This window comes from Plesiocystis pacifica SIR-1 (assembly GCF_000170895.1).
Lineage (GTDB): Bacteria > Myxococcota_A > Polyangia > Nannocystales > Nannocystaceae > Plesiocystis > Plesiocystis pacifica.
On record NZ_ABCS01000108.1, the window covers coordinates 1 to 25432 of the forward strand.

Genomic DNA, 25432 nt, shown 5'->3' on the forward strand with positions numbered 1-25432 from the left:
CCCACCCACGCCCTGCACCACAGCGCCGAGTTCATCGGGGACGCGGGCGCGGCCTTAGCCCCGCTGATGACGGCCGTCGCCGCCCTGCGCCTGCGTGCAGGCCAATCTCGCGGCCCCGCGCTGGTGTGGGCCGGCACGGGCGAGGGACCTCGGGGCGCCCTGTTGATGTATGCTGGAGGCTGAGGACGATGGCTCAAAAGACCTTCGCCAACGGCCGCGGCATCGCCCATGGAGGCAGCGGGGGCATGAGCGTCGTGTTCCCCGACGTGTGCCTGACCCCCACCCCCAGCGGGCCGGTGCCGATCCCCTACCCCAACATCGCCCAGTCCGCCGACACCTCCGGCGGCCCGCCCTCGGTGACCTGCGACGGGGAGATGCCGATGACCAAGGGCGCCACCTACAGCAAGTCCTCGGGCGACGAGGCTGGCAGCGCCGGCGGGGTCGCGAGCGGGGTCAACCGCGACGCCGCCGAGTTCATGCTCTACTCCTTCGACGTCAAGTTCGAGGGCCAGGGCGTGTGTCGCCTGGGCGACCCCCTGTTCCACAACGCCAAGAACACCATGGGCTGAGCCGAGGCAACCGACATGGAGGTCAACGAAGGCACGGCCCCCGCGGGCGGCTCAGGACCCGCCTCCGACACCGAGCGCGGGGTTCGGCTGCGCTTCGTGGAGATCCTCGGGCTCTACCGACCGGGCTTCAGCGACCGCCAGCAGCGCGGCGATCGACGCCCGATCCGCTGCGGCTACCAGCCCGGCTACACCTCCGCGGACAACCGCGGGCGGATCTTCGTCAACCATCGACCGCGGGCCAACGGGGGCGAGAACTGGCAGCGGGTCCGGGCCAAGGACACCCAGTACATCGACGTCACCGTCGAGGTCAGCGACCCGGCCCAGAGCCTGCCGAGCAACGCCAAGATCCGCTGGCTGGTCAGCGCCCGCGGCGACGCGAGCCTGAGCCGCATGCACACCGACGCGGCCGACTACATCCGTCAGCACGCGAGCCGAGGCCAGTGCGACTACCCCCGCCCCAACGGCGCGCGGCGGCCCGTGTTCGAGGCGCTGCCGAACTACCCGGGCACCGTCGTCAACAACCAAAGGGGGATGGAGACGGCCATCGTCAACGGCCGCAGCCGCGTGCGCATGCACTGCACCAACAACGGCGGAGACGCCTACCGGCTGTTCGCCGGGGTCGTCGTCGGCTCCACGCCCGGGCCGCAGATCCACACCGGGGACATGACGATGTGGAAGCGCGTCGACGTCGAGTATCGACGCATGCGCGGCGTCACCGGCATCCAGGTCGGCCGGGTCGCCAACGCCTTCGAGCTCGCCTTCATTCAGCTCGACTTCACCGCCTCGATCCGCATCCCCTACCGCCGGGCGCTCACCGCCACGGACGACATCGAGGGCGCCGGCGCGAGCTTCTGCGCCGCGAACTTCACCCACGCGCGCCGCCCGGGGTGGTTCCTGCTGATCGCGGCCAACATGGCGACCTCGCTGCGTACCACCAACCCGCAGCGCTACGTCTACCCGGACCTCCCGGCGAGCAACACCTCGACGCCGCCCCCCCTGCCAGCCACGATGGCCTCGGTCCGCACGGTCGTGCTCCCGGTGGTCCTGCCCGCGGGCGCGGACGCCTCGGCGGTCTACCTCGTGGACGGCAACCGCGACCTGGTGTTCTACGCCGCTGGCACGACCCGCTTCCCCTCGAGCAATTGCACCTACATCGCCGTCCACCCCCTTCGCTACCACCCCGACCCGCAGCCAGGCTCGAGCACCACCACCGGGACCCTGTCCTTCGCCATGGCCCGGCCGCGCGACTATGTGCCGCAAGGCTCCCTGAGCGCTCAGGGCCTCGGCTTTGGCCAGCAGGTCCTGTGCCGCGTGCGGACCGGCCGAGCCATCGGCGCGGCGGGGGTCACCCCGGTCTACCCGCACAACAATCAGCACTACTTTGCGGGCCGCTCCCTGGTGTTCATGGGCAACTTCAGCAACGCCGACCAGGCCGTCCAGACCGCGATCCACGAGCTGTGCCACGCCTTTGGCTTTCCCCACTCCTGCGGCCGACGTCAGGCCGTCGCGGGGGCGCGGCATAGCTGCCCCATGGCGATCTTGAACTATTGGGCCTACGGCGACGGCACCGACACCCTCGTGCGCTGGCGCAACCTCCCGCGGGGCTTCGAGTTTTGTGAGCGACACCTGCTGGCGCTGCGCGAGATCCACCTCGAGGACAACGACTACCTGTGGAGGTGGCCATGAGCGACCAACCGGACCAGGGTGACCAGAGCGACCAGCCCGACCTCGGCTCGCCGCCCCTCCGCCTGTCCCTGGCCTGGGCGAGCCAGGACCTCGTCGCGGGCTTTCCCCTGTGGCTCGAGCTCGAGCTCGACAACCCAGACCCCCAGCTGAGCTTGTCTGGCCTCGGCGCGCTGACCCTCGGCGGGCGCTGCCCCGATCTGCGCGTCGTCGCCCGCGAGGGCGAGGCCGTCGTGGCGAGCTCGAGCCCGAGCTTTCGCAGCGACCTCCACGGCCTCCCCTACGGCGGGAGCCTCGGCCCCAGCCAGCGCCGCGCGGGCATCGTCGACCTCGACGCGCTCGTGGGCCTGGCTCCGGGTCACTACCAGATCCAGGTCGACTACCCCGCGACCTCGCCCTTCAGCGCCCAGGCGATCCTCGAGCTCGACCTCGAGGCGCCGACCGAGGCCGAGGCCGAGGCCGCGACGCGGCGCCCACCGGGCGGATGGATCGACGCCGTCCTCCACCCCCAACGCACCCTCGCCGAGGCCGCCATGCGAGGCGGCCCGCGGGCCCACGAGGCCCTGCTCTTGCACGCGCGCCTGCGGGCCTCGACCTGGGCGCGAGAGCACGACGCCCACGAGCTCGCCGCCCACGAGCTCGCCACCTTGTTCGACACCCTGCCGCGGGGCCTCGCCGCGCCGGCGGACCTGCTTCGCTACGAGCTCGCCGCCCTCGAGGGAGAGGTCGTCGGCTCCGAGGCCCACGCCAACCTGCTCGCGCGTTGGCCCGCCTGGAGCTGGTGGCTCGAGCAGATCGAGTCGGGCCAGGGCCCCCTCGCGCGACTCCGAGCGCGGCGACACACCGAGCCACGAGATTCCATCGCTCCACTGGACTGAGGGACACATCGCTCCAGCCTCGCTGGGCTACCCTCCGCCCACCATGCTCGCCCCGCACCGCTTCGCCGCCCTCGCCCTGTCGCTGCTCTCCGTGGGCGCCCTCGCCTGCGACAAGTCGACCCCCGAGACCACCTCGCCGGCCGCCGCTCCAGACCCGAGCACCGAGGTCGCGAGCGAGGAGGCCCTGCCCCCCGACGCGAACTTCGAGTGCCGCGTCGACCCCAGCGCGCTCTCGCCGTGGACCGCCGAAGACGTCGACCTCACCGGCCCGATCCTCGACGACTTCCGCCTGTGGGGCGAGATGGACAGCGACGTCGTCCCCCCGGTGCTCGCCGACAACTGCGACAACCCGCCCTCGGGCGGCGAGTACAGCCCGGTCAAGGGCGAGAACCAAGGCGGGATCGCCAGCGCCGACGTGCTCGTGGTCGTCGAGCCCGTGACCATCTACCGGGCCTTCACCGCCGAGAGCTCGACGACCGAGTGCCTCACCGACAGCCCCGCCGGCCCCATCGGCTCGTGGTGGTCGCTGTCCAAGCCCAGCGGCGACAAGCGGGCCTACGCCGACGCCGTCGGCATCTGCCCGGCCTGGAACGACCTGTCCATGGTCATGACCTGCACCCTCGCGGCCGGCAGCGTCGTGCTCGTCGGCCCGACGCAGTCGGCCTCGTGCGCCGGCACCAGCAGCTGCGAGCCGCCGCCCGAGGGCTGGAGCGAAGACCTCCCGGCCACCCGCTCGCCGCAGCTGTTCATCACGACCTACAAAGACGGGGAGCCCCGCAGCGAAGAAGACCTGGGCAGCTTCCTCGACTGCGAAGCCCCCCAAGCCTGGGCCGAGTGAGACACAAACGGCGCCCGCATCCCCGACCCCGGGCCCGACCCCGGGCCCGACCCCGGGCCCGACCCCGGGGTGGGACTCGCAGCCCGCCGCGAGCGCAAAGGACACGGCAACGACGGCGAATCGAGCGGAGGTCCCTACGGGGGTCGTGGCTCCAACCGCCTCACGCGAGCTCCACATCCCCGATTGGGGTCAGGGCCTCGTGTATCATGACACCGTGGACAATGCGGATGACTCGCTGACCCACGAGGTCTATCGAGACACCCAGGGCATCGTCTGCTCGCACATCCGCGGCCCCATCAGCCCCGAGCAAGCCAGGACCGTCGGGCGCCAGATCGTCGAGGCCCTCGAGGGCCAACGCCCGCGGCTGATCCTCGTCGATCAGACCCAGGCCGCGATCGTGACCAGCCGCGAGACTCGCCAGGTCAGCCAATCGATGGTCTCGCAGATGAACTGGGACCGCTGCGCGCTCTATGGCCTGAGCAACATGAACCGGATGATCATGCGCGTCATCCTGCGGCTGACGGGCATGGCCGATCGGACCCAGTTCTTTGCGACCGAGGCCGAGGCCCGCGCCTGGCTGCTCGAGCCCAGAGGCTGATCCAGTCCACCTCCGGCTCAGTCAGTCGCTCGCCTCGATCGCCGCGCGCACATAGGCCCGGACCACGTGCTTGGCCTCCCCCAGCACGAGCTTGGCCGTCCGGGCCTCGAAGCGCTGGCTCGCAAACAGCAGCCCGGTCACGACCTCCGCCGCCGTCAGGGCGACGGTCCGCCGGCGCCGCTTGGACAGGTGCGGCGCGAGCTCCCCGAGCAGCTCGACGCCCACCCGCACGATGTGCTCGGTCTGGTCCTCGGCCCGGGCCTCGACGCGCCCATAGAGCAGCGGAGAGCTCAGCATCGCCCGATAGCCCGGGTCGGTCTGGGACAGCGCCGCGAACCCGTCGATCATCGCGTCGAGGGCCGCCTCCCAGTCGTCGAGGTCGACCTCGGCCACGTTGAAGGCGGCGAACACCAGCTCCTCGCGCCCGAGCAGGCGCTCGACCATGGCCTCGTAGATGGCCTCCTTGTGGGCGAAGAACTGGTACACGCTGCCGATCGAGGTCTCGGCACGCTCGGCGATGGTCTCCATGGTCGTCGCGTCGAAGCCATGGTCGGCGAACAGCTCGCTCGCGGCGTCGAGGATCGCCTCGTAGCGCCGGCGGCTGCGGGCCTGCTGAGGCACGCGCCGGCGACCCTCGATCTCGTGCTTGCCGATCCAGTCCATCGCTCTTGACAAATCTGAGGAGTCCCTCATATTTTGTCAAACATGAGGTGAGCCTCATGTTTAAAGAATGCGCCATGCCCACACGAAGCCTCAAAGCCATGCCCACGCCCCCAGGGCGCCTGCTCACCGGCCACTTCCAGGCCCTGTGGAACGACGGTCCGCGGACCATGCTCGAAGGCCACCGCGACCACGGCGACCACGTGCGCTTTCGCTTCGGCCCCTTCTCCTACGTCTCGCTCCGCGACCTCGAGGACGTGCGCAAGGTGCTCGTCACCGACGCCCAGCGCTACACCAAGTCCAAGGTCTACACCGCGCTCAAGCTCCTGCTCGGCGAGGGCCTCGTGACCAGCGAGGGGGCGATGTGGCAGCGCCAGCGCAAGCTGTCGAGCCCGGCCTTCCGCCCCCGCGCCGTGGCCAGCTTCACCGAGGCCATGGGCGCCTGCACCCGCGACCTCGGCGAGCGCTGGCGCGGCCTCGGAGACGGCGCCGAGCTCGACGTCCACGACGAGATGATGCGCCTGACCCTGCGCATCGTCGGCATGACCCTCGTGTCCAAGGACCTCGAGGGGGAGGCCAGGGCCTTCGGCGAGGCCCTGTCCACGGTCCTCGAATACATCAACGACGTCGGCGGCAACCCCCTCGCCAGCATCCTGTGGATCCCGACGGCCAAGAACCGACGCACCCTCGCCGCCCGCGACACCCTCGACGCCGTCATCCAGGGCATCATCGACGAGCGCCGCCGCGCGGGCTCGGGCCCCGGCGACCTCCTCGACATGCTGATGGCCGCGCGCGACGAGGACACCGGCGAGGGCATGGACGCCCGGCAGCTGCGCGACGAGCTCATGACCCTCGTGGTCGCCGGGCACGAGACCACCTCCAACGCGCTCAGCTGGACCTGGTACCTGCTCTCGCAGCACCCCGAGCACGTCCAGCGCCTGCGCGCCGAGGTCGACGAGGTGCTCGGAGACCGGCTCCCGACCCCCGAAGACCTCGCCAAGCTCGAGCACACCGAGCGCGTGCTCAAGGAGTCCATGCGCGTCTACCCGCCGGTGTGGGCCGTCGAGCGCGAACCCAGCGAAGCCGTGGAGGTCGGCGGCTACCGCCTGCCCAAGGGCACCATGATCGGGATCAGCCCCTACGTGCTGCACCGCGACCCTCAGCACTGGCCGGACCCCGAACGCTTCGACCCCGACCGCTTCACGCCCGAGCGCAGCGCCGGCCGGCCGCGCTACGCCTACCTGCCCTTCGGCGCGGGCCCCCGCGTGTGCATCGGCGCCGGCTTTGCCCTGACCGAGGCCAAGGCGATCCTCGCCATGCTCGTGCGGCGCTTCGACCTCGAGCGGGTCCCGGGGCAGGCGGTCCACATGGAGCCGGGCATCACCTTGCGGCCCAAGCACGGCCTGCGCATGCGGCTGCGTGTCCGCGGGGCGGCCCAGGCCCAAGACTTGTCGTCCGTGGCCTGAGCCGCTCAGCGCAGCTCGCCGAGCACCAGCAGATCGGCAGAGCTTTCGTCCCGGAGCTTCGGGACCTCGACGGCGTTGGGCAGCGAGATCGAGCGCCCGGCGGCGGCCCATCGCCAACCGCCGCCCACCTCGGTGACAGCGGCCTCGATGACGTCCCCAGCCAGCCGCTCGACCCCCCGGCCCGCGCGGTCGACCAGCCACAGGTCCCGGCGGACGAGCTCGCCCTCGGGGGCCTCCACGTGCAGGACAAAGCCACCCTCGGGGCCAGGCCAGGCCGCCCAGACCATGGGGTTTCGTTCACCGCCGACGCGCAGCTCGAAGCGACGCCGCTCCTCGCCGCTGTCTCGGTCCACGATCACGACCGGGTCACGGGTGAAGAAGATGGCGAGCTCCCCCTCGCCGGCAGGTGCGATGAGCCGGATCGCCCCCTCATTGGGCAGCGCGTGCTCGGCCGTCCTCGCCCCGGTCTCGGGGTCGAGCTCGACCAAGTGATCCGAAAAGTCGCTACAAAACAGCCTATCCCCGACCCCGGTGAGCCCCGACAGCTTGTCCTCGACCTCCAGCCGCCACGGCTCCCCGCCCTCCGCGTCGTAGCCGACCAAGAGCGTGTCGTAGTTGTTCTCGTGGCGGTAGTCGAAGACCACCCGGCGCCCCGCCACGGTCGCCCACGGGAGCGGCCGCGGGGTCACGATCTTCCGGGCCACTACGCGCGCTTGCGCGTCGAAGCTCATGAGCCAGACGTAGTCGGCCTCGAAGCAGGTCGCCGAGGTCGCAAACCAGCCCTCGGACCCGATCTCGAGCGGGTACGGGTCGGCCTCGTTGGCCTTGCAGTTGACCCCGGCGACCTCCCCGACGAGCGCGTCGAGGTCGAGGGTCCCGAGCAAGGTCCCGGAGCGGTCGAAGCGAAACACCACGTCGCCGAGCCCCAGCCCCCCGCGGACCAGGAGCTCCTCGCCCAACCAGCCCATCTCGGCGAACTCGACGGTGTGTCCCTCGGGGAGGATGGCTGCCCGCGGCAGGACGCGCTGCGCCTCGGACTTGGGCTGCAGCGCCGTCGGGGCCCAGGGCGGGGCGTCCAACGGCGCTCGCCACAGACTCGGGCCGCGACCGGTGAGCGCGGCTTGTGCTTCGGCTTCCGTGGGCTCGCTCGGAGAGACGGCCGGCCGGGCCTCGACGCTTTGCTCGGGCGCAGGCTCGGGATCCGGCGAGCACGCCGACAGCCCGAGCGCCGACAGCCACAGACAGCGCGACCGGCTCATGGCGCGGGCGGTCGTGGTGACGAGCAGCTGCGAGAGGAGACGTCTCGGCACAGGGCAGAGTCTAACAAGCTGTCGAGACGGGACGGGCACGCGCGCTCAGGCTCGGCCTTCCCCTTCTCGTCCGTCGTTCCCGAGATGCTCCCACCAACGCTGACCTCGGTGTCAACGAGCGTCCGCGGTCGCTGCGACTCACAGCCGAGGAGAACAGCGCAGCCTGATCAACGCAGAGGCCACGGCGCCCCGCAACAGGTGGAGCGGATGCGCCATCAACTTCCGCATCACGTCATTCCCCAGAGAGCGGTTGAGGCTCGAATCGATCATCCGATAGTTCAGGGGATGGTCGGCCCCTCCCCGGCTCTTGGGCAGCCCGTGGTCCGCGTCGAGCCCGTCGAGGTTGATGCCTTTCTTCTTCAGCTGCTCGCGGTACGCGGCCGTCGTCATGCGCGTGCTGCACAGGTGCCCGGCGTAGTCCCAGGTCGCGGCCGCGAGCAGGGAGATGGTGACGAGGCGCCACCGTTTCTCCGCGGCCTCGTAGGCGGCCGCGGCCTGCCCAAAGGCCTGGGCGCTCTCCTCGGCCAGGGCGGTCGCGCGCTGGAGCCTCTCCTCCGCGGCCATGAGCTCGGACGAGACCGCGCCGTACAAGCCCACGAGCTCGTCGACCGAGGCCTCGAAGGCCGCCACGCGCTCGGACAAGTCCTCGATCGCCGCATCGTCCGCGTCTGCCCGATGCTCCAAGCGCTGGAGCCGTACCTGCGCGGAGCTCGAGGCGCAGCCGACCATGTTCGCCGCCAACACGGCGACGACGACGACGCTCACTCCTCGACGCATTGGAACTTGATCCTGGCGGTAGCTTCCCCGTCCTCGAGGCTCGCGGGCTCGCGGGTGTCGATGGCCACGAGCGAACGAAACACCCCGATGTTCTCGGCGCTCTGGAGGTCGGCGTCGAGCAGCTGGATCGTCACCTTTTGCTGGGGTGCGACCCGGATGTCTCGGTCCGGCTCGTGCCGCCACGTCAGCCCCTCGTGCCGCTTCGACTCGTAGGTACCGCCCCCTTCGACCCGAATGAGGTAGGTCAGATCGGGCGCGCCCCCTCGGGCGTCCCAGGCCTGACCGTTCGCCTTTCGGGGCGGCGCAGAGAACTCGATCCACTCGACGCGCTGGTCCGCGCAGACGGTCCGCCGGGCGACGGGGCGACTCCGGGGCTCGGGCTCGGCTGCCGAGGGCTTTGGTGGCTCCGGCCGCTCGGGCAAGACGAGCTCCGGCGGCGCCGTGCAAGTCGGTGCCCTCGTGAGCCCGTACTCGGCCAGGACGAGGCTCTCCATCTCGTTGACCTGGGACGCGCAGCGGGGAATGTCTCCGCACTTCTCCCGAGTCGCGTAGCCAAGCGCAGCACCTCCGCCGCAGCCAACGAGCGCCGCCGGAGCGGCCGCACCGCCCGTCACGACCGCCGCACCGACGCCGAGCAGACAGCCAAGCGCCGCCCCAGCCGCGGTGTCGCGCTCGTTCTCGGCCACGCACTGCGCGTGCGCGGAGATGTCCTGAAAACACTGGGCCCGATAGAGCACGGTCTTGGCGTCGATCGTCGCGCGGGTCACCTTGCAGTCGTGGTACGCGACGCGAGCCTTCGCGTGATCGACCTTCAGCTCGGCCCGCGTGATCTGGTGCTCGAGCTCGTCGAGCCGCTGGCGACGCTCGGCCTCCTCTTCCTCGAGGGAAGACAGCCGCGCCTCGAAGCCCGTCGGAGCGCAGCCGAGCGAGGCCACGAGTCCGCACAGTCCAAGCCAGGCGACCCACGAGCCCGGTCGTGCTCGCTCCCCTCTCGACCTTCTCGCCCGCGCCACGACTCAGGCTAGCGAGGAGTCCCCCGGACAAACAAGCGCTACAGATACTCAGCACAGCCCCAGTCTGGGCCTCTCCCACACCCGGACCACCGCGAAAGTGGGGTCCAGCGTCACCCGTGAATGAGCCGCGGAGCGGGAACATCCAGCGCAGACCTGGGCCGCTGCACGTCGACGCGCCCGCCGTCGCTTTCGGCACCGTCAGGCTCGTTCGGCTCCTGCGCCTCTTTTGCCTCCTTGGGCCCGCTCGGCTGCCCCGAGTCGGGAGACACCACCGTGCCCAGAATCTCGTGATCACTCGCGCAGTGAGCGAAGGCCACGTGCGCCTTCCCGAGCGCCTCGCCTTTCTCGTCACTACCCTCAGCGGCGTGCTTCCAAACAGCCAGCTCGCTCATCCCCTTCGTCCAGTACTGCCACGCGAGGGCGCTATCTCCATTTTGTTTGGTCGTCGTTGGCAAGACGCTGACGATTCCGGTCATGATGCCCGCCACGGCTGTCAACGCCGCCACACCCGCCATCACCCCCGTGAGCGAGGAGGACGGAGCGTCACTACCGGCCACGACGGCCCCGAGCGTGGCCGTCGCGCCTCCGCTAACCCCGGTTACAATCGCCCCCGCCACGGAGAGCCCAAACCGAGACTTCTCCACTTTTTCGCGGCGCTCGTTTCGCTTGTAGATTTTCCACTGACATTCGCACGCCGCATAGACCGTCTCGACGGGAAGGCCGCTCTCCCAATACTCCTTCCACGGTGAGATCAGGCGGTTCTCCTCATTCGTAACATCGCAGGAGCTCGCCGCCTCCCCTTTCTCCCCCTTGGGCTTGTTGTACACCCACTCGGTGACGGCCTGGGGCGCCCTGTAGTCAAACATGGACGCGCACCCTGCCACGCAAAAGCCGAGCACGAGCGCGAGGAGGCGTACCGGCAGTTTCGCTATCATCACGAATACCATGATAGCCGACCCAGACATCGCGCAACAGCGCCTCTCGGGGCTCTGCGGCCTCCTTCAGCGTGAGGGGCTGAACCCGAGACGAGGGCCGAAGGTGGGCCGCGGAGCGCTCGCCGAGAGGGCTCCGAGGAACAACGACTCGTCATGAGGCGCGGGGCATGAGCCCACTCGCGCGCGCAATGTTTTGATGGAAGGCGCTGACCGTCCGGGCGTGCCCAGCCGGATACAACCATCCCCGGATCCGCTGCGCGCACTGGTACCACGTCTCGTGCCGAATCACCGTCTCGCCGCGGAGCTCCGCAAAGCTCATTCGTTGCTTGCCACGGGTGTTGCCGCCGGCGAGGTAGGTGAACTCGATGATCTTCGCGGCGGCGTCGATCCGGGTGAGCTCGACGCCGACCGCCATCTCGAACCCGAACACCTCCAAGTCGAGGTAGAAGCCGGTCCCCTCCTGCTGTGGAACGGCCACGTCGCTCGTTCGGGGATAGATCGCCCCTGTCGCTCGGGAGTAGGCAAAGGCGTAGCGGATCCCACCGCCGTCCCAGCCTCTGCACGGGTCCGAGCAGGTGTAGGCCGTCCACACCGCGTCGAGCGACGCGCCGTAGCGAACGCGCATGTCGTGGTAGCGAAACGCCGACTCGAGCTCGCGTTGGTCCATGCCCTCCGTCGACAAGCGCAGCTGCGCGACTGAGCCCATGCTCGGGACGCCAGCAACCTCCAACCGCTCGCGCATCGGGGCAGACAGGCCCCGAAAATAGTCCGCGTCGAGGAACCCGACCTTGGGGACCTCGAGCGGTGTGTCGGGGCCTCGCATGGCGCCGACTCTACGACAGCCGGCCCGCCGTGTCCGCTACGCCGTAGATGCACCTCAACGACGCTTGCTCCCACCACCACAGCGAGGAGCCGCCAGCTCGAGGCAGGCCGCGATGTCGGCCCCACGGCTACGTAGATCCTGTTAGGAACAGGCTGACTCCGCGTATAGACCCCCGTGTGGCACGCTCGCCTCGCCATCTTGGGCTCTCTCGGCATCGCTGCATGTGCGAGCCCACCCATCGCCAGGCCCGTGAGCCTCGATGGGCAGTGCACCCCAGTATCGTGCCCGCTTGGCCACATGCGCTCGCAAGGCTGGCGCTGGAGCGCGCGCTTCGACGGCGGCACGGTCATACTGCTCGAAGAGCGCCCCCAGCTCCAGCAAAACGAAATCTCATCCGCCGAGATGAGCTGGCGCCACGACACCGCGACTCCAAGCATCCACGTCACGACCAGCGCGGGCGACGACACCCAAGTAACAGGCTTGGGCGAAGTCAAGGGCCAGGTGGCCGGGGCCCTCCCGCTCCCCGATGGGTTCTTGATCGCCCTCGCACCGTCGCGTGAATATTTTCGTGGCCCACACCACGCCTTCCCGGCGGAGCCCTTCCCCGTGGAAGTGTCCCGTGTCGTAGGGACCTAGGTCAGCTGGACCCAGCGAATCTGGATGTCTTCGGAGGTTCACGAGCCAGCCATGAACCTCGCGCTAGCGGCCACGGCGGAGCAGTTGGCGGTCGCCTACCTCGTCGACGGTTCCGAGAGATTCGAGCCGGACTTCACCATTGAACGGCGCTCCCCCACGACCGGCGAGCTGCTCGAGCGAGAGACCCACTCGAACGCGAGCACCTACGCGTCCTTCACCCTCCACTACACCACAAAGGGCCTGCAGTTCGCCTGGTCCCCTTCGAGCAGCCTGGCTGAAACCCGGATGTTCATGACTGTCGTCGGGTACGAGCCCGCCCCGCTCCCACGCTCACTCATCAACGGAGACGTCACGATGACGTCCACGGGAGAACTCGTGGTCGAGCGTCCCTCCCTCGCTCGCGGCAGCGTCCGCGTGGGAGGGCGCCCGATCGCCCGTTTGGTCGGGCGCCGCGTGTTCGCATCCGACCTGTCGGTGATCGAGAGCGACGCAGGAAGCGCTGTCGTGTTCTTCGGCTCCGAATTCGATGGCCAGCGCCGACGGGGCTACCAGATGGTCATTGGTGATGGTGGCGTCGGGCTTCGCCTGTCGAAAAAATTGGAGAACTGGCGCGACATCCCGCCCATGGGCCGCCTCCTCCCCATCGATAGATCCCGAGTGCTGCACATCAGCGGGACACGGGGCCACGTCGCGGGTGCGGTCATTGGTTGCGAGGGGAGCTCAGCCCTCGACGGCCTGACCTGTGCGACACCCAGAGAGCGGACCTTCTGAGCCTCGGCCGACGCTTGGAGCACGCTCGGCAGCCTCCTCGCCGACCTGGGAGTTCTCCCGAGCTCGAGCCTCTGGACCTCTCGTCGACAGTGGCGTGCCGCCCTGACCCACGCGAAGAGTTCTCCAAGCACTTCTGGGACGCCGTGTCTCGGCAAAAGCGATGAGAAGGCATCCGCGACATCACTGTCCCTTGCACTCTCAAAGAGCCATCTCGCGCAGTTTGTCGCGGAGCTCGAGCAGGCGATGGAGTCAGGGGACTCCCCCTGCGAAGCTCCTCGAGCGAGATCGCCTCGCCACCGTGGACCCTGGGCGCACCCCCGTGGGTTGGTGCCTCCCTGCCCCACGTCCTAGACTCGAGCCCCACGAACGATGTGTGCGGACACTCCCAAGCACTTTTGATCCACCAACCCTTGACCCTCGCCCTCGGCCGCGATACACACCCGCTCCCGGCACGAGGAACTCAACTGCCGGACCCCAGGGGGGCATAGCTCAGTTGGGAGAGCATCGCACTGGCAGTGCGAAGGTCAGGAGTTCAAGTCTCCTTGCCTCCATCCCCTAAAACGCTGAAATCACTCAGCTTTTAGGTTTCACCGGAGCCCGTCTCCAGAATGTCTCCAAAACAACGGAGCATCCTGGATGCGGGTTTTCCAGTTTAAGGGTCGTCCGACCCCGACCCTCCGCTCCCAGCCCCGCTCCCGTTGGCCGCCTGAGCCCAGCTCGGCCGGGCCCGGTTGAGCAGCCCGATCGACGACTCGAGCGCCGCCGGTGACAGGTGCATGTAGCCCTGCGTCGTCAGGAGATCTCGGTGTCCCGCGAGCTCCATGATCGCTCGCGCGGGAGCCCCGCGCATGGCGAGGTGCGAGCAGAAGGTGTGCCGCAGCGTGTGCGGCCCCAGGTCCGGCAGGTTGGCCCGGCGCAGCGCCTTGTCCAGCCAGTAGCGCTGGTACCTCGGCGACATCACCTTGCCCGCTGCGTAGCCCCCGTCTCGGTAGAAGACCAGCGGCCCCCGCAGGTGTCGATGCGCACTCAGGGCCTGCGCCACTGCGTCCGTCATCGGCACCCGCCGGATCTTGTCGTGCTTCGGCAGCAGGAAGCTGCCCTTGTGTTCGTTGCGCTCGATCGTCAGCCGTTGACGCTGGAAGTCCACCGAGGTCCAGTGCAGCGCCCGGACCTCGCCCGGTCGCATGCCCGCGTCACCGCCGAGCAAGACCATGAGCTGAACCCACGGTTCGACCTTGCCGGCCGCCGCCACCAGCCGCTCGTACTCGTCGAAGTCGAAGAACGCGGCCTCGCGCTTGGTGACCTTGAGCAGCCGGATCCTCGCCGGCATCTCCTCGAGGATCTTCCACTCCACCGCGCACTTGAGCATGGTGTTGAGGGTCGTCAGCACGTTGTTGACGGTCTTGTTGCTCATCGAGCTCATCGAGCCTTTGAGCCGCTGCACCGTCTCGTTGTCGATCTGGTCGAGGCGCATCTCCCCGAGCTTGGGGATGAGGTGCGCGTTCAGATGCGACTCCTTGCTCTCGATCGTGCTTGGCTTTTGTCGGTTCGCTCGCACGTAGCCGTCCATGTAGCGCGGAGCGAACTCCGCGAGCGTCGGCACCTTCTTCCTTCGCTTCCCCTGGTCCTTGGTCGAGGATCCACGCCGCCCCGGGGATGAGCGGCGGCGAGACCCCCGAGGCCCACCCTTGGACCTCGTCTCGCGCTCAGCCCCCTCGCTCGTCGAGGGTGCCTCCAGCGCCTCCAGCAACAAGTCGCGCTCTCGCGCCCGCCCCCAGGCCATGGATCCGGACTTCGACGTCACCGGCGACTTGAGCCGGCGGCGCAGGGTCCGTCCTTGTTCGAGGGTGATCACGATGTCGACTTCCCAGCCGCCCCTTCGGTACGGCCTGACTTTCACGGTCATCTGTCTCTCCAGACCGCGAGAAGCCCGTCTTCGGGACCAGCCTAGCAGCGAGCCCGCCCCTGCGCGAGGACGGGCTCTCAGCGCCTCATGGCAGGCACGGGGGAGGGGTTTGCCCTCAGACTCCAGACTCGCGCTGGGCCTCGAGCCAACCCAGCAACGAGTCGCGGTGAAAGCGGACGCGCCGCCCGATCCGGGTCACGCCGGGGAGCTCGCCGCGATCGACCATGCAGTACACCGCCTTTCGGCTAACCCGAAGGAGGGCGGCGACCTCGTCTGCGTTTAGGAGGTAGGGCAGTCCCGTGAGGCTGGTATGTGCCTTTTGAACGGGCATCTTCGCCTAATGATTATGCCCGCAATAAACATTACGACAAGCCCACTTCGAGGTGGGGTGGGGGGGGCACCTTCCACCTTTTCAGCTGAGAGATTCATCTTCATCAACCTTGCTGATGGCTCGTTGTTCGCGGCGCATTTTCTTGAGTGTTTCGATAAACAGATCGACATCCTCAAGTGCCCCTCCCAAAACAGCTTTCCGAACGACCTTTCCAAGCTGTCGTCCGATCGCCTGACCCCACGTAACTGCTAGTCGGGAGTCTTCTTCAAGCCTGAACTTTTCCCCTTGAGCCCGCAGCATCATCAAAGCATCTTCCCCTATGACTTGCAGCAGTCGGTGGATAACTCCCTCTGCAAGAGCTTCAGAATTGCTGGAACTACCCAGCACCAACTCCATTCGATCGACCCTGTCCGCCATGTCATCCAGCGCTTCCGCCCTAAGTACGAAAGACCTTTCTTCGACTACTGCTGCGTGGTGCTGGGGGGCGTTCCAAACCCTCTGATATATGGCCTCGGCGACGACAACAAGGTCTCTGATGTCATCCGCCGCGAGGTGGATCAGGGAGCCTTCCAGGCTCTGAGCAAACTCCACCACCGAACATCGATCCCCTCCAATCGTAGCATGAATAATACCGCTGACGATGTACTGATCAAGTGGCGTCGCCCCCCTCGGAAAGTACAGGGTCAGCACATTCCGCCGAGTTCTCCATACAGGCTGGGCTCTCGGTGGGAAGTCTCGAATGTCGAATGGGCGGACCCCCTGATCATCTAGAACTCGGGCGTCGTACATAGTCCATTCACTCTCTCGGAAGGTGACCGCGTTGATCTGGGCCCACTCGATGGTCTTCCAGTTCATTTCGACGTTCTTGAGGCAGGCCCACTGAAGCTCCGCCCGATACAGGTTTGCTCCTTTGAGGTTTGCTCCGGTCAGATTCACATAGGCCAGGTCGCAGCCCTCGAGGTCCGCACAAGAGAGGTCTGACTGAGCGAGGTCCGCAAAGTGCCATTCCCTCGAAAGCTCGGCCCTTGTCATTGTTGACACTTCATATGGATGCCACCTCCGAGGTGTGTCGACCTTCGGTAGCGCTCGGAGCGTAGCTTTTCGCAACGAAGCCCCTGTCAGCCGTGCATTTCTCAAATTGCACCCTCTGAGGTTTGCTTTGTCGAGGTTGGCGAAGGACAGATCTGTTCCCGAGAGATCCGCGAGAGGTAGTTTGACACCCGCGAAGTCACGCTCGCCCGCAGCATAGCGGCGAAGGAGTTCAGAAGCACTGGACGGCAGGGGCATGGTTGAAGTTCGACTGGTGTAGAGTGTGGAGCCTAAGACGGTACAAGACGTTCATGCTCAGAGAGGCGGAGCCGAATGAAGCGATCGAACCCATCAGGGACATGATTGTCTGCAATTATCACTTGGAGATCTCCTGCCAACTCGCTGCACACATGACGAATCTGTTCGTAGATAGAGTGAAGCCGCTTAGGATCAAACCCTTCCTTCCCAAACGCCGATGACGGGCTGTCGATAAAGAGTATCTTTGGGAGTCCCAGATTGAGCTCAGCGGACACAAGTTGATGCGCAAGCGCATGCGCTATATTCACTTCGACTGTGAGCCCCTCCGAGAGCAGTTCTCCAAAAGTTCGCCCCCCGACAATGGGAAGGTAGTTTGCACGGCTGATTTGCGCACGGGCGTCAAGGAAGGCTGGCAGTCTCATACGCGACAAAAGTTCCGACATTCGTTGTTCAAGTCGGGCAATTCTTGACTGAACAACCCGGCTGTCTCCTCTGAGCTCTTCGAGTGCTTCTACCGCCTCCTCTTCTTCCCCCAGAACCGTCTCGAGAGCCCCTTTTATCTGACCTCGTCGAGACATAAACATCCTTGCATCATTTAGGGAAGATGCCCTTTCTGCGAGTCGGCCACGTTCTTCTGCCAGGCTGACCAGCGTCTCTTCTTTATCAGAAACAAATGTGTCTAGGCGAAGCGACAGAGCCTCGGAAATGCGCTTTCGCTCATCATCGAGAGTTGTCCGTCTCTCCCACAGTGACTCCAGTGCCTCCTCGGACTCTTCTAGCAGATGCTCGGTTTCATCAATTTGACGTGATATCCTTAGTTGCTCGGCAACCAATTCCTCTAGAATGTCTTCCTGTGGTGAAGAAGGTTGGAGACAGAGCGCACAGTGTCCAGGAAGGTTGCGATTTTCAGGCAGGCTTTGACTACATACGGGGCATTTAACGTAATTATACTGGCCGAACGCACCTGTAGCTGTCATAGCGCGAGATAGTTTTCCGATCTGACTCCTTAGTTGTCGAGATGTCCTCTTCCGAATAGCCAGGCCATTTTCCAGGTCTTCGATTTCATTCGAAAGAACTCCAATCTTCTCTTCCGTGGTAAGTAGTTGGCGACGGAGGCTCCCGATCCCAGACTGTTCTTCAGACTCGACCCTGATATTTACCTGTTGGTCGTGGATCATCTGAAGGCGAGCGTCGATATTTTGTAGTTCGGACTCCAAGTCGGAGGATGATCCCCACGGGAGGTCATCGTAGACTGAGTCAATCGCTTTTGATTGAATTTCGAGGTTTGCGCGAGCATGACGAATCTCTCGCAGCCGGCTCTGCTGGTTTGCTATTTCGGCGCTGTATATCCCGTAGAGTAACTCAAAGACATATCGACGTTTGATGTTCTTGTGAGGGTGCTCGTGAGAAAAGACTTCAGATGCTATCTCGTCTTTCGGCAGTGAGCAATACATCATATAGTCTCGGATTCCGAGTGGGTTTGGGTCCGACTCTATTCGAGTCGGAGCTGATGGCACATAGAGCTTTTGGAACCCGAAACAACTGGCGAGCCACTCTGAGTATCGTGTTTCAGATTTGCGGTAGGGTTTTGCTTCATTCTCAAGAACAAGATGGCCATGATTTACGGTTGATACCACGATCTTGGCACGCGCCGTGTCTGTCAGAGGACGATATACGGTGTAGTCGTTTTTTCCAATTGTCAGGCTTGCTCGTATAGCCTGCATGGCGCGGACTTCTGGGCCGAGCTCTTTTACCTTCGAACCGAATACGATCCTGCAGAGCCTGAGAAATTGCGACTTTCCTGTTGATATTGGGCCTGTTATGATGTTCAGGCCTGGTGTCAAAGCGGTGGAGCGTGCTTCTCCGGGAAACTCAATTCGGGAGATTGAGGCCTTCATCTTTATATCTCCTCCCCGAATTTCGCGGTGCTAATAGATGGTTTTGAATCAACGATAAGCTCTGTAAGTTTGCGTGCGGATAGGTTGAGATAGTCTCTGGCAAGGAGGGCGCGTTGGTATAAAACCTCCCAGTCGTCATGGGACGCGAGGTCTCCGGCTAAGGCGCTGCCAGCCGGGGTTGCTCGAAAGATCATGCCGCGCTTCTCTCGATTTGCTTCGATCATTCCTCGAGAGTACAAGTGAGCGGCGTATCCATAGTGAAGAGGATCCCAGGGTCCCCAGCGATACATAATCATGCGCGACTCGATGTCTCCTGAGATGTCAAGTTGAGAGAGCCTTCGCTGAGAGACCTTCCGCTTCTCTAGTATGTTGATGAGTGTGTCTGGGTATCGGACCAGGAAATCAAGCCTGAAGAGTTTCGCCCACCCCACGATTTCCCCAGGCTGTTCGCTGAACGCAGATATGATCATGAGGATGCGGGCGCGCCCCTCTGCTTCGGGCGAAAACAGATCAGTCTTCATCAATCCCCCACGAAAAGTTGCACATGTCTGAAACTTGACACAGTTCGCCAAGAAGGAGGTATGCATCTTGCTTAAAGATGCCTTGAGGGTCATGTTGTTGCACGGTGGTCATGAGTTTGTCGACGAGTTCGTCCCAGATGTCTTGGGCGTGTTGGCTGTTCTGGTCTTTGCCACATTTTGACGCTACTGAGTTTGCAAAAATTATGAGCCTTGCCCTAACATCTTCAAGTGCATCTGCGGCGTCAGGTTCGCCAGAGGAGAGTAGTTGAGATTCGTGGTCTGTCGCCCTTAGGCGAAGCTGTTTTGCGCTGTTGACTGTTCTCTCTCTTGCCCCGTTTCGGGTCAATTTTTCGACCAGGGCAGTGGGGTCGCTACGGAGCATTTCTCCGATGCTCAGCGTTATGTGTCGGGACGGGTCCAGGCTGGAATTGTGTGGGAGCAGTGCCCTGCACTGTTCGCTGTTTAGGACTTTTGTGTTTTGAGAAGGCTCGTCCTCTTCCAGAATAGTTGTGGGCCAAGGGGAGTCGGGGGCGGCCGTCATTGCATCCTCAATCGTCTGTAAGATCGACGCGTATGTACTTGCAAGTTCCCGGTGGCTCAGGTGGGGGTAGAGTTTTCCGAGTTCCATCATATTGCTTGCGTCTATCAGTTTGCTCCTGGCTGGAAGCTGATCGTATATTGCAAGCATATGCAGAAACTTCCGGACGTCAGGCTTTCGGGTTTCGGCACTGGTGAAGAGTTTTTTGAGACTGGCTTGAGCGGCAAGGGTTAACTTGTCACTTGGAGCTGCTGTGCCTTTGCGGTGGGCTTGGAGTTCTGCACCGTTCCCGCTATAGGAAGTCACCCCCTCTAGCCACATCTCGTAGGCGAAGGTGTGCGCGCGGAGTGTCTTTGCATGCACTTGGCCTCTCCGAGACAATGACTTGATGTGTAGGTAAGAACGGTATAAACTCTCCACGGGGCCGCCTTCTCCAAAGAGAGAAGAGAAGGTCCATGACCCCCTGCTAGCGTCACGGGACTTTACTTGAGCAAGCCTCCACTTGGTGCCCTCGACGACTACGACATCTTCGATTTGCTCAAGAATGACATAATCTGATTTGCCCTGCGCGCAGCGCAAAAATTCACGAAAAGCAGTCTTGGCTTGATATCGGTACCTGGAAAATGTCTCCGCTCCGCTGTCGTCTGGGCTGCTGAGGTCGGTTGGTAGGAGTGTCACCACGGAGAACGACATTCTAACCGAGGACTACGATGCTCGTGGGGCTTTCTGAGCGGTAGACTATTGGGCAAGTAACGTCGTTCAAGGTAAGGGAATTGTGATCCTGAGCAACTGCTCAGACTGGCGCGGGATAGGCGCATCTCGGTCAGAGAGAGCTGGATCGGCCAGCTGACCGGTTCCGATAGGCGTCTCAGTGTGAACTGGTGCGAGCCGTGATGGATTTAGCCTGATGGGTTACAAGTGTCCGTGTCTCGGGAACGCGCCGCAGAGCTTCTCACGCACAACCTGCGCCGGTTGACGGCGGCGAGTCACACCCCACTGACGGTGATCGCCGATCGAGCAGGGATCGATCGACGAGAACTCTTCGCAGTGCTCGCTGGCGAGCAAGACGTCGATCTCGACTGGCTCTACCAACTCGCCGACGGTCTCGGTGTCCCGGCCTCGGAGCTGCTCCGCGAGCCTGATGAGTAGAAGCGGGCCGAAGGCTTGACCCAACTGGACCAAGCCCATCGACCCGTGACTACACCTCGCCCTTGGCGTGGTCGTGAAGCGAACGCAGGATCACGATCGCCACCCCCCTCTCGAGCTCCGGTAAATCGCGGATGTACTCCGCCATCTCGTCGGCCTCGTCGAATTTCTCGTTGAGGAGCTTCCCCGCCGAGATTCCCAGGCCCTCGGCGATCTTGAGGAAGGTATGGAGCGTCGGGCTGAAGTGCCCGTACTCGAGGCGGCGGATGGTGTCGGACGCCAGGCCGGTTTTCTGGGCCATGTACTCCTGAGTCCATCCGCGACCTTTGCGCAGTGCTTTGAGGCGTTTTCCGAGCTGGGCGCGGTTCATCGCGCCAGTACCTTTGTGAACGGTGTTTGCATGGCTTTGACTCGCCGGGCATGCGGGCGCGAGGCGGGTAGGAAACCACCCCGCTACTCACCATGCCCCGACTTTCGCACGGTAGACCTGACGGCAGCCTCAAGTGAACCGCCGCCGGTGATGTTGAGTTGTTCTTGAGCCCTTCCTACGGGGCCGAGGACAGGTTAGCGGGGATGAGGGGGCCCATCAAGCTCTGAGGGCGAATGGAAGATTTTCACGCAGACACGCGTAGGGCTTGGATCTCACGCGCTGGTCGCGAGACCGGACCCAGGGACCTACATCAGGGTCAGCCCCCTACCCGCGAGGCCGCGTGTTGATCCGGTAGCGCGTCCCCGAGGTCGCCCCCGTACGCTCGACTTCCCCCTGACCCACGAGCCGCCGGAGCGCGTGGTGCAGCTTCCACCGCGGTCCCCCAACCCGAGCGCGCAAGTACCCGATGGCCACCCAGCCCGGGGCCTCGGCGAACACCCGCCGCACCAGCCCCACGAACTCCATCCCGCGCGCGCGCTCGGCCCGGTCGAGCAGCACCAGGTTCACCGGCGGCCCCCCGTCGACATGCACGATCGGAGGCGCCCCCGACTCCCGGAGCTCGGTGAGTGTCACGCTCCCCAGGGCCTGCCCCCGTGGCCCATCGACCTGCTCGAGCACCTGCGAGAGCTTGCGCTCCGGCCTCGCCCGAATCACCTGAATCGCCGCCTGCCGCTCGGCATTCGCCAAGCGTTTCTCGAGCTCTTGGATCAACACGCCCAGTTAGGCGCGAACCCGCGGCACCGTTTCCAAGCCCAAGGCATGCGCGAGCGAGCCTGAGCGTTTCCCACCCACGTCAGCTCGGCGTCGGGGAGAGCTCACGACCGCTCCCGCGGCGCCCTCGAACGTCACCGCGCAGCGCCTCGATGGCCTTCCGCACGCGCCCGCGCAAGCTCGCCAACGCGATGCCCTCCGCTTCCGCCACGGCCCCCGGGCTGTCGTCGCGCAGCCGGCTCTCGATCGCCCGGCGGTAGGTCGACCGCAACCGCCCAAGCGCCTCCCGCAGGAGCAACCTCCGCTCCCGCCACAACATCACCTCGGGCACGCTGGGCTCGGCGTCGGCGACCCAAGTCCCCGGGGCCTCCCGCTCTTGCCGGCGCAGCGCGACCTTCCGCCGATGGGTCCGCAGGCGGTTGTAGGCCACCGAAAACGCAAACGAACGAAAGGCCCGAGGCCCCTGGGGCTCGAAGCGGTCGAGCTCGGCGGCGATGACCTCGAGGGTCTGCTGGACCAGATCCTCGGCGTCCTCCTTGGAGACCCGGCGACGAAAGTAGGACAACAGCTCGAGCCGGAGCTCCCGATACAAGCGCTGCTCCGCGTTCGCCTCCCCAGCTCGGAGCGAGCGCAACAGATCGTCTAGCGACATCGGCGAGGAGAGTACACGTCTCGGCCGAGGGCGGAACTGTGCCGAAGACCAACGCGAGATCGCGCCCGACAAATCTGTCGCTTCGTCACGACCCAAGCCTCGGACTTTGCTGCGTTAGCATGAGGTCCCCCCGGAGCGATCGTTGTCCCGAGAAGCTTCTACCTCCAGCGGCTCCCGGCCCTTGTCGGCGCGGTGGGTCGAGCTGGTCAGCGCCGTCGAGCGGGCGGCCATGGCCCGCGGCCAAGAGCTGCGCTGGCGCATCGTCGAGCTCGGCCGCTTCGAGCTCCTCGAGTGGCTCGGCGGCGGGGGCATGGGCGTGGTCTTCCTCGCCCGCGACACCACCCTCGGCCGCAACGTCGCCCTGAAGCTGTGGAAGCTCCCCCGCGAGGAGGCCGAGCAAGCCGTGCTCCACGAGGCCCAGTGCCTCGCCCGGCTCTCCCACCCCAACGTCGTCGCGGTCTACGAGACCGGCAAGGTCGGCGACGACGTCTTCCTGACCATGGAGTTCGTCGACGGCATGGACGCGCGCCGGTGGATCAGCTCCTTCTACCCAACCTGGCGCGAGGTCGTGGATCTGTGCCTGGCCGCCGGCCGGGGCCTCGCGGCAGCCCACGCCGCCGGCCTCGAACACGGCGATTTCAAGCCCGAGAACATCCTCTTGGGCGAGGACCACCGCGTCCGCGTGGCCGACTTCGGCGTCGCCCGAGCCCTGCGCGAGCACGTCACCGTCGAGGACGACCCCCTCGCCGCCCACGACAGCGCCGGCCTCGGGACCCTGGCCTACATGGCGCCCGAGCGGCTCATGGGGCGCCGCGGGGACGCTCGCTCAGACCAGTTCTCGTTCTGCGTGACCCTGTGGGAGTGCCTCCACGGCAGCCGGCCCTTCGCGGGCTCGACCCCCGTCGCGCTCCTCGACGCCATGGAGCGCGGCGAACTGCGCGAGGACGAGCCCGTCCTCGGCATCCCTCGCCGGCTCCGTCGTGCCGTCGCTCGCGGCCTCGCGCTTCGCCCAGAGGAGCGCTGGCCCGACATGGACAGCCTCCTCGCCGAGCTCACCGCGGTCCGCAAGCGACCCCGGGCGCAGCAGCGCCGCCGCAGAGTCGCCGGCCTGGTCGCGGGCGTCGCCTTCGGCACCTCCCTGGGCACCGCCGCGCTCCTCGCACATCGCGCACCGCGAACTTTTTCGCCTCCGCTCGGGATCACATCCGTCCCGAGTGCGACTACACAAGCCGAAAGCGAAAACGCTGTCGCCCCCAGCGACCTGCCATCACTCATCGCCGAGCGCCTTCGCGCGGGCGAACTCGATGCTGCCTATCAGCTGTGGCTCGACGTCCAAGCCGACCCTGCCATTGACCGGACCCAACTCGCCCTCGAGTCCGCGCTGATCGCCGAGGCCTTCCTCAGCGAGGCCCTCAGCTCCGAGCACGCTGACCCCAAGCGAGCCCACACCGCGACCGGCTACGCGAGCAGCGTCGCAGGTTACGTGCTCTTCACCCTCCAGCCCGAGACCCCCGAGCACGAGGCCGTCGCCGCGGCGACCGACGTCGTGACGGAGTGCGTCCGCCTGATGACTGAGGGCAACCGAGCGCTCGCCCGATACACCGAGCTCCACAACGCCGAGGTCGATCGACGCTGCGTCTGCTCGGGCGCCGAGCTCCACACCTGCCGCGGCGAGCGTGGCTTCATCGACGCCGACCAGCACGCGTGCCTGTCCGTCATCATCGCCGAGGACGATCGGTTGTTCGCCGAGCACCTCAACTGCATCACCGACGCGACGGAAACCCGCGCGGCCTGCCTGGGTGACCGCTGCCCCGACCTCGCCGCGTCGGCCTGCCAACGCCGCTGGGAGGCCGACGTGGCCGCCTGCCCCCAGCCCTCGAACGAGCTCCAAGGCCGCCTATCTGCCTGTTCCCTGGTGGATTGAGTGCGCGCTGCGTGGGTCGTACCGCCCTCGGTACGATTCCAAAATGAGCCCCGCGATCCTCCTGCTCCTCACCACCCTCGAAGCCTCCACCGCCCCCCTCGCGCCCGATCTCTGCGCTGACGTCTACCTGAAGTCCAACGGTGACCCCGTGACCGACCTCGTCGGCCAGACCGTCTCTCGCTTCTGTGGGTGGACCGGCCCGGCGGCCCCTGTGTGGGGGACGGATCTGTGCTGCGCCATCGATGGGCAACACGCGAACTGTGGCCCGACCTCGAGCGCCGGGCGGTGTGGCTCCGGCATGAAGATGTTCTGCGAGTACGGCGAGCTCCTCGAGGACGGGACGGTGGCCTGCTACCAGCCCTTCCCGGCCGCCCCCATCGAGAACGGCGGGAACTACGCGGGGGTCCCGCTGGTGGAGGACGAGCTCCTGTGCTGCCAGAACGGCGATTGCTACGAGTGGGAGGTCGAACTCCTCGGCGACTGCGAGGGGACGATCGGGTGGTGCTGGTGGGGGTACCTCAACGAGGACGGGACCGTCGACTGCAACGGGTAACCGGGGCTCTATCCCGGATGTTTGCCATCGTTTCGATACTCATCGAGCTTGGACATCAAGGTGTTGAGCCTTTGTTCCGTAGCGCGGAAAAGTCATTCCAAGACAAAACCCGGAGGCTGCCATCATCAAGAACGACAAAGCCAGGGGCCCCACCGATGGGCTCCCAGTCTTCCTGATGAGGAGAACCATCTGTACACTCATATCCATACTCGAAGAGCCATCCCTTCGTCGTCCGGGTGGGACTTGTGAGAACCCAACGGTAATTTGGAGGCACAGGCAAGCTGTCTAGGTGGCTTTGGGCCGTCCTTCTGGCGTCCGGCGCGGTGATCATACTGAGCCTTGATTAGGGCGCAAGTACGAGCACTTGGTCTGGCTCGGCGCCGTGCGGACGCCAAAACAGTTGGTCGAGTTCTGAAGCGATGCGCTGATCATCCGCGTCATGGCGATGGAACTATATCAACGACGGAGTCATGCCCTCACAAGCAGGCCTCGATGGACCCCCGTAGATCCGACTCTGAGCAGGCGTCGAGTGCGGTGTCCAGCGCCGAGGTGCACAGCATCAACGCAGACTCATCGCA

General features: G+C 65.5%; 26 protein-coding genes, 1 tRNA gene and 1 pseudogene. 13 read left to right on the top strand and 15 right to left on the bottom strand.

Going from position 1 to position 25432, the window contains the following annotated elements:
* The 6 genes and pseudogenes from PPSIR1_RS34280 to PPSIR1_RS34305 all read left to right on the top strand — a co-directional run.
* Positions 1–183 (top strand): annotated as a pseudogene (locus PPSIR1_RS34280) (hypothetical protein); the annotation flags it as partial.
* A gap of 5 nt (positions 184–188) precedes the next feature.
* Positions 189–569, top strand: coding sequence for a DUF4150 domain-containing protein (locus PPSIR1_RS34285; protein WP_006975845.1), 381 nt, complete (start codon positions 189–191; stop codon positions 567–569).
* Between the two features lie 15 nt (positions 570–584).
* Entirely contained in the window at positions 585–2255 is a 1671-nt protein-coding gene (locus tag PPSIR1_RS34290; RefSeq protein WP_006975846.1) for a zinc metalloprotease, read from the top strand.
* Positions 2252–3130 (top strand): hypothetical protein, encoded by an 879-nt coding sequence (locus PPSIR1_RS34295; RefSeq protein ID WP_157596273.1) that lies wholly within the window; start codon positions 2252–2254, stop codon positions 3128–3130. Before PPSIR1_RS34290 ends, PPSIR1_RS34295 begins: the two co-directional genes overlap by 4 nt.
* A 43-nt stretch (positions 3131–3173) precedes the next feature.
* The gene (locus tag PPSIR1_RS44655) at positions 3174–3968 is read left to right on the top strand and encodes a hypothetical protein (protein WP_006975848.1); all 795 of its coding nucleotides are present in this window, start codon (positions 3174–3176) and stop codon (positions 3966–3968) included.
* 214 nt (positions 3969–4182) lie between these two features.
* Positions 4183–4566 (top strand): SpoIIAA family protein, encoded by a 384-nt coding sequence (locus PPSIR1_RS34305; RefSeq protein WP_006975849.1) that lies wholly within the window; start codon positions 4183–4185, stop codon positions 4564–4566.
* Positions 4567–4587: 21 nt separating this feature from the next.
* On the opposite strand, the gene PPSIR1_RS44660 is transcribed toward PPSIR1_RS34305, so the two are convergent.
* Positions 4588–5229 (bottom strand): TetR/AcrR family transcriptional regulator, encoded by a 642-nt coding sequence (locus PPSIR1_RS44660; RefSeq protein ID WP_006975850.1) that lies wholly within the window; start codon positions 5227–5229, stop codon positions 4588–4590.
* A 74-nt stretch (positions 5230–5303) separates the two neighbouring features.
* Here PPSIR1_RS44660 and PPSIR1_RS34315 point away from each other — a divergent pair, with 74 nt between their 5' ends.
* Entirely contained in the window at positions 5304–6692 is a 1389-nt protein-coding gene (locus tag PPSIR1_RS34315) for a cytochrome P450 (RefSeq protein ID WP_045117333.1), read from the top strand.
* Positions 6693–6697: 5 nt separating this feature from the next.
* Here the strand turns inward: PPSIR1_RS34315 and PPSIR1_RS34320 are convergent, their stop codons facing one another.
* The 5 genes from PPSIR1_RS34320 to PPSIR1_RS34340 all read right to left on the bottom strand — a co-directional run bounded on the left by PPSIR1_RS34320 (position 6698) and on the right by PPSIR1_RS34340 (position 11550).
* Positions 6698–8002 carry a PQQ-binding-like beta-propeller repeat protein gene (locus PPSIR1_RS34320; protein ID WP_006975852.1) on the bottom strand — a complete coding sequence of 435 codons (1305 nt, stop codon included), beginning with the start codon at positions 8000–8002 and terminating at the stop codon, positions 6698–6700.
* A gap of 138 nt (positions 8003–8140) precedes the next feature.
* Positions 8141–8767: a hypothetical protein gene (locus tag PPSIR1_RS34325; RefSeq protein ID WP_006975853.1), complete on the bottom strand. Its 627-nt coding sequence runs from the start codon at positions 8765–8767 to the stop codon at positions 8141–8143.
* Positions 8764–9714, bottom strand: coding sequence for a hypothetical protein (locus PPSIR1_RS44665; RefSeq protein ID WP_006975854.1), 951 nt, complete (start codon positions 9712–9714; stop codon positions 8764–8766). The genes PPSIR1_RS34325 and PPSIR1_RS44665 overlap by 4 nt, the downstream gene beginning before the upstream one ends.
* Before the next feature lie 188 nt (positions 9715–9902).
* Positions 9903–10727 carry a hypothetical protein gene (locus PPSIR1_RS44670; RefSeq protein ID WP_157596274.1) on the bottom strand — a complete coding sequence of 275 codons (825 nt, stop codon included), beginning with the start codon at positions 10725–10727 and terminating at the stop codon, positions 9903–9905.
* Between the two features lie 151 nt (positions 10728–10878).
* Complete coding sequence (locus tag PPSIR1_RS34340) at positions 10879–11550, bottom strand: hypothetical protein (protein WP_006975856.1); 672 nt, start codon at positions 11548–11550, stop codon at positions 10879–10881.
* Between the two features lie 297 nt (positions 11551–11847).
* On the opposite strand from PPSIR1_RS34340, the gene PPSIR1_RS34345 reads away from it, so the two are divergent.
* The 3 genes from PPSIR1_RS34345 (at position 11848) to PPSIR1_RS34355 (ending at position 13508) form a co-directional block, all read left to right on the top strand.
* Entirely contained in the window at positions 11848–12186 is a 339-nt protein-coding gene (locus PPSIR1_RS34345) for a hypothetical protein (protein ID WP_006975857.1), read from the top strand.
* A gap of 51 nt (positions 12187–12237) precedes the next feature.
* Positions 12238–12957 (top strand): hypothetical protein, encoded by a 720-nt coding sequence (locus PPSIR1_RS34350; protein ID WP_006975858.1) that lies wholly within the window; start codon positions 12238–12240, stop codon positions 12955–12957.
* Positions 12958–13435: 478 nt separating this feature from the next.
* Positions 13436–13508: transfer RNA gene (locus PPSIR1_RS34355), tRNA-Ala, on the top strand.
* Between the two features lie 101 nt (positions 13509–13609).
* On the opposite strand, the gene PPSIR1_RS34360 is transcribed toward PPSIR1_RS34355, so the two are convergent.
* The 6 genes from PPSIR1_RS34360 to PPSIR1_RS46935 form a co-directional block, all read right to left on the bottom strand.
* Positions 13610–14560: a tyrosine-type recombinase/integrase gene (locus PPSIR1_RS34360; protein WP_006975859.1), complete on the bottom strand. Its 951-nt coding sequence runs from the start codon at positions 14558–14560 to the stop codon at positions 13610–13612.
* A 418-nt stretch (positions 14561–14978) separates the two neighbouring features.
* Positions 14979–15194 (bottom strand): helix-turn-helix domain-containing protein, encoded by a 216-nt coding sequence (locus PPSIR1_RS50915; RefSeq protein WP_045117336.1) that lies wholly within the window; start codon positions 15192–15194, stop codon positions 14979–14981.
* An 81-nt stretch (positions 15195–15275) separates the two neighbouring features.
* A complete protein-coding gene (locus tag PPSIR1_RS46930; RefSeq protein WP_086001957.1) occupies positions 15276–16481 on the bottom strand; it encodes a pentapeptide repeat-containing protein in 1206 nt (401 codons plus the stop codon).
* 32 nt (positions 16482–16513) lie between these two features.
* Positions 16514–18379, bottom strand: a complete 1866-nt coding sequence (locus PPSIR1_RS48630; RefSeq protein WP_157596275.1) for a hypothetical protein — start codon at positions 18377–18379, stop codon at positions 16514–16516.
* A 2-nt stretch (positions 18380–18381) separates the two neighbouring features.
* Positions 18382–18900 (bottom strand): hypothetical protein, encoded by a 519-nt coding sequence (locus PPSIR1_RS48635; protein WP_157596276.1) that lies wholly within the window; start codon positions 18898–18900, stop codon positions 18382–18384.
* A complete protein-coding gene (locus PPSIR1_RS46935) occupies positions 18890–20116 on the bottom strand; it encodes a dsDNA nuclease domain-containing protein (RefSeq protein WP_157596277.1) in 1227 nt (408 codons plus the stop codon). Before PPSIR1_RS46935 ends, PPSIR1_RS48635 begins: the two co-directional genes overlap by 11 nt.
* 240 nt (positions 20117–20356) lie before the next feature.
* Here PPSIR1_RS46935 and PPSIR1_RS46940 point away from each other — a divergent pair, with 240 nt between their 5' ends.
* Entirely contained in the window at positions 20357–20587 is a 231-nt protein-coding gene (locus tag PPSIR1_RS46940) for a helix-turn-helix domain-containing protein (RefSeq protein ID WP_086001959.1), read from the top strand.
* A 49-nt stretch (positions 20588–20636) separates the two neighbouring features.
* On the opposite strand, the gene PPSIR1_RS34380 is transcribed toward PPSIR1_RS46940, so the two are convergent.
* The 3 genes from PPSIR1_RS34380 to PPSIR1_RS34390 form a co-directional block, all read right to left on the bottom strand.
* On the bottom strand, positions 20637–20954 hold the full coding sequence (locus tag PPSIR1_RS34380; RefSeq protein ID WP_045117337.1) for a helix-turn-helix domain-containing protein: 318 nt from the start codon (positions 20952–20954) through the stop codon (positions 20637–20639).
* Between the two features lie 324 nt (positions 20955–21278).
* On the bottom strand, positions 21279–21668 hold the full coding sequence (locus PPSIR1_RS34385) for a hypothetical protein (RefSeq protein WP_157596278.1): 390 nt from the start codon (positions 21666–21668) through the stop codon (positions 21279–21281).
* A gap of 139 nt (positions 21669–21807) precedes the next feature.
* Positions 21808–22377: an RNA polymerase sigma factor gene (locus tag PPSIR1_RS34390; RefSeq protein ID WP_006975866.1), complete on the bottom strand. Its 570-nt coding sequence runs from the start codon at positions 22375–22377 to the stop codon at positions 21808–21810.
* 181 nt (positions 22378–22558) lie between these two features.
* Between PPSIR1_RS34390 and PPSIR1_RS44675 the strand changes: the two genes are divergently transcribed.
* The gene (locus PPSIR1_RS44675) at positions 22559–24301 is read left to right on the top strand and encodes a serine/threonine-protein kinase (protein WP_006975867.1); all 1743 of its coding nucleotides are present in this window, start codon (positions 22559–22561) and stop codon (positions 24299–24301) included.
* 43 nt (positions 24302–24344) lie between these two features.
* Positions 24345–24854, top strand: a complete 510-nt coding sequence (locus PPSIR1_RS34400; RefSeq protein WP_006975868.1) for a hypothetical protein — start codon at positions 24345–24347, stop codon at positions 24852–24854.
* The last annotated feature ends 578 nt before the right edge of the window (positions 24855–25432 follow it).

Bases quoted from the DNA above. Each gene is read 5' to 3' on its own strand.
- PPSIR1_RS34285 (WP_006975845.1), top strand. From the start codon at position 189: ATGGCTCAAAAGACCTTCGCCAACGGCCGCGGCATCGCCCATGGAGGC.
- PPSIR1_RS34290 (WP_006975846.1), top strand. From the start codon at position 585: ATGGAGGTCAACGAAGGCACGGCCCCCGCGGGCGGCTCAGGACCCGCC.
- PPSIR1_RS34295 (WP_157596273.1), top strand. From the start codon at position 2,252: ATGAGCGACCAACCGGACCAGGGTGACCAGAGCGACCAGCCCGACCTC.
- PPSIR1_RS44655 (WP_006975848.1), top strand. From the start codon at position 3,174: ATGCTCGCCCCGCACCGCTTCGCCGCCCTCGCCCTGTCGCTGCTCTCC.
- PPSIR1_RS44660 (WP_006975850.1), bottom strand. From the start codon at position 5,229: ATGGACTGGATCGGCAAGCACGAGATCGAGGGTCGCCGGCGCGTGCCT.
- PPSIR1_RS34315 (WP_045117333.1), top strand. From the start codon at position 5,304: ATGCCCACACGAAGCCTCAAAGCCATGCCCACGCCCCCAGGGCGCCTG.
- PPSIR1_RS44670 (WP_157596274.1), bottom strand. From the start codon at position 10,727: ATGATAGCGAAACTGCCGGTACGCCTCCTCGCGCTCGTGCTCGGCTTT.
- PPSIR1_RS34340 (WP_006975856.1), bottom strand. From the start codon at position 11,550: ATGCGAGGCCCCGACACACCGCTCGAGGTCCCCAAGGTCGGGTTCCTC.
- PPSIR1_RS34345 (WP_006975857.1), top strand. From the start codon at position 11,848: ATGCGCTCGCAAGGCTGGCGCTGGAGCGCGCGCTTCGACGGCGGCACG.
- PPSIR1_RS34350 (WP_006975858.1), top strand. From the start codon at position 12,238: ATGAACCTCGCGCTAGCGGCCACGGCGGAGCAGTTGGCGGTCGCCTAC.
- PPSIR1_RS50915 (WP_045117336.1), bottom strand. From the start codon at position 15,194: ATGCCCGTTCAAAAGGCACATACCAGCCTCACGGGACTGCCCTACCTC.
- PPSIR1_RS46930 (WP_086001957.1), bottom strand. From the start codon at position 16,481: ATGCCCCTGCCGTCCAGTGCTTCTGAACTCCTTCGCCGCTATGCTGCG.
- PPSIR1_RS48630 (WP_157596275.1), bottom strand. From the start codon at position 18,379: ATGAAGGCCTCAATCTCCCGAATTGAGTTTCCCGGAGAAGCACGCTCC.
- PPSIR1_RS48635 (WP_157596276.1), bottom strand. From the start codon at position 18,900: ATGAAGACTGATCTGTTTTCGCCCGAAGCAGAGGGGCGCGCCCGCATC.
- PPSIR1_RS34380 (WP_045117337.1), bottom strand. From the start codon at position 20,954: ATGAACCGCGCCCAGCTCGGAAAACGCCTCAAAGCACTGCGCAAAGGT.
- PPSIR1_RS34390 (WP_006975866.1), bottom strand. From the start codon at position 22,377: ATGTCGCTAGACGATCTGTTGCGCTCGCTCCGAGCTGGGGAGGCGAAC.
- PPSIR1_RS34400 (WP_006975868.1), top strand. From the start codon at position 24,345: ATGAGCCCCGCGATCCTCCTGCTCCTCACCACCCTCGAAGCCTCCACC.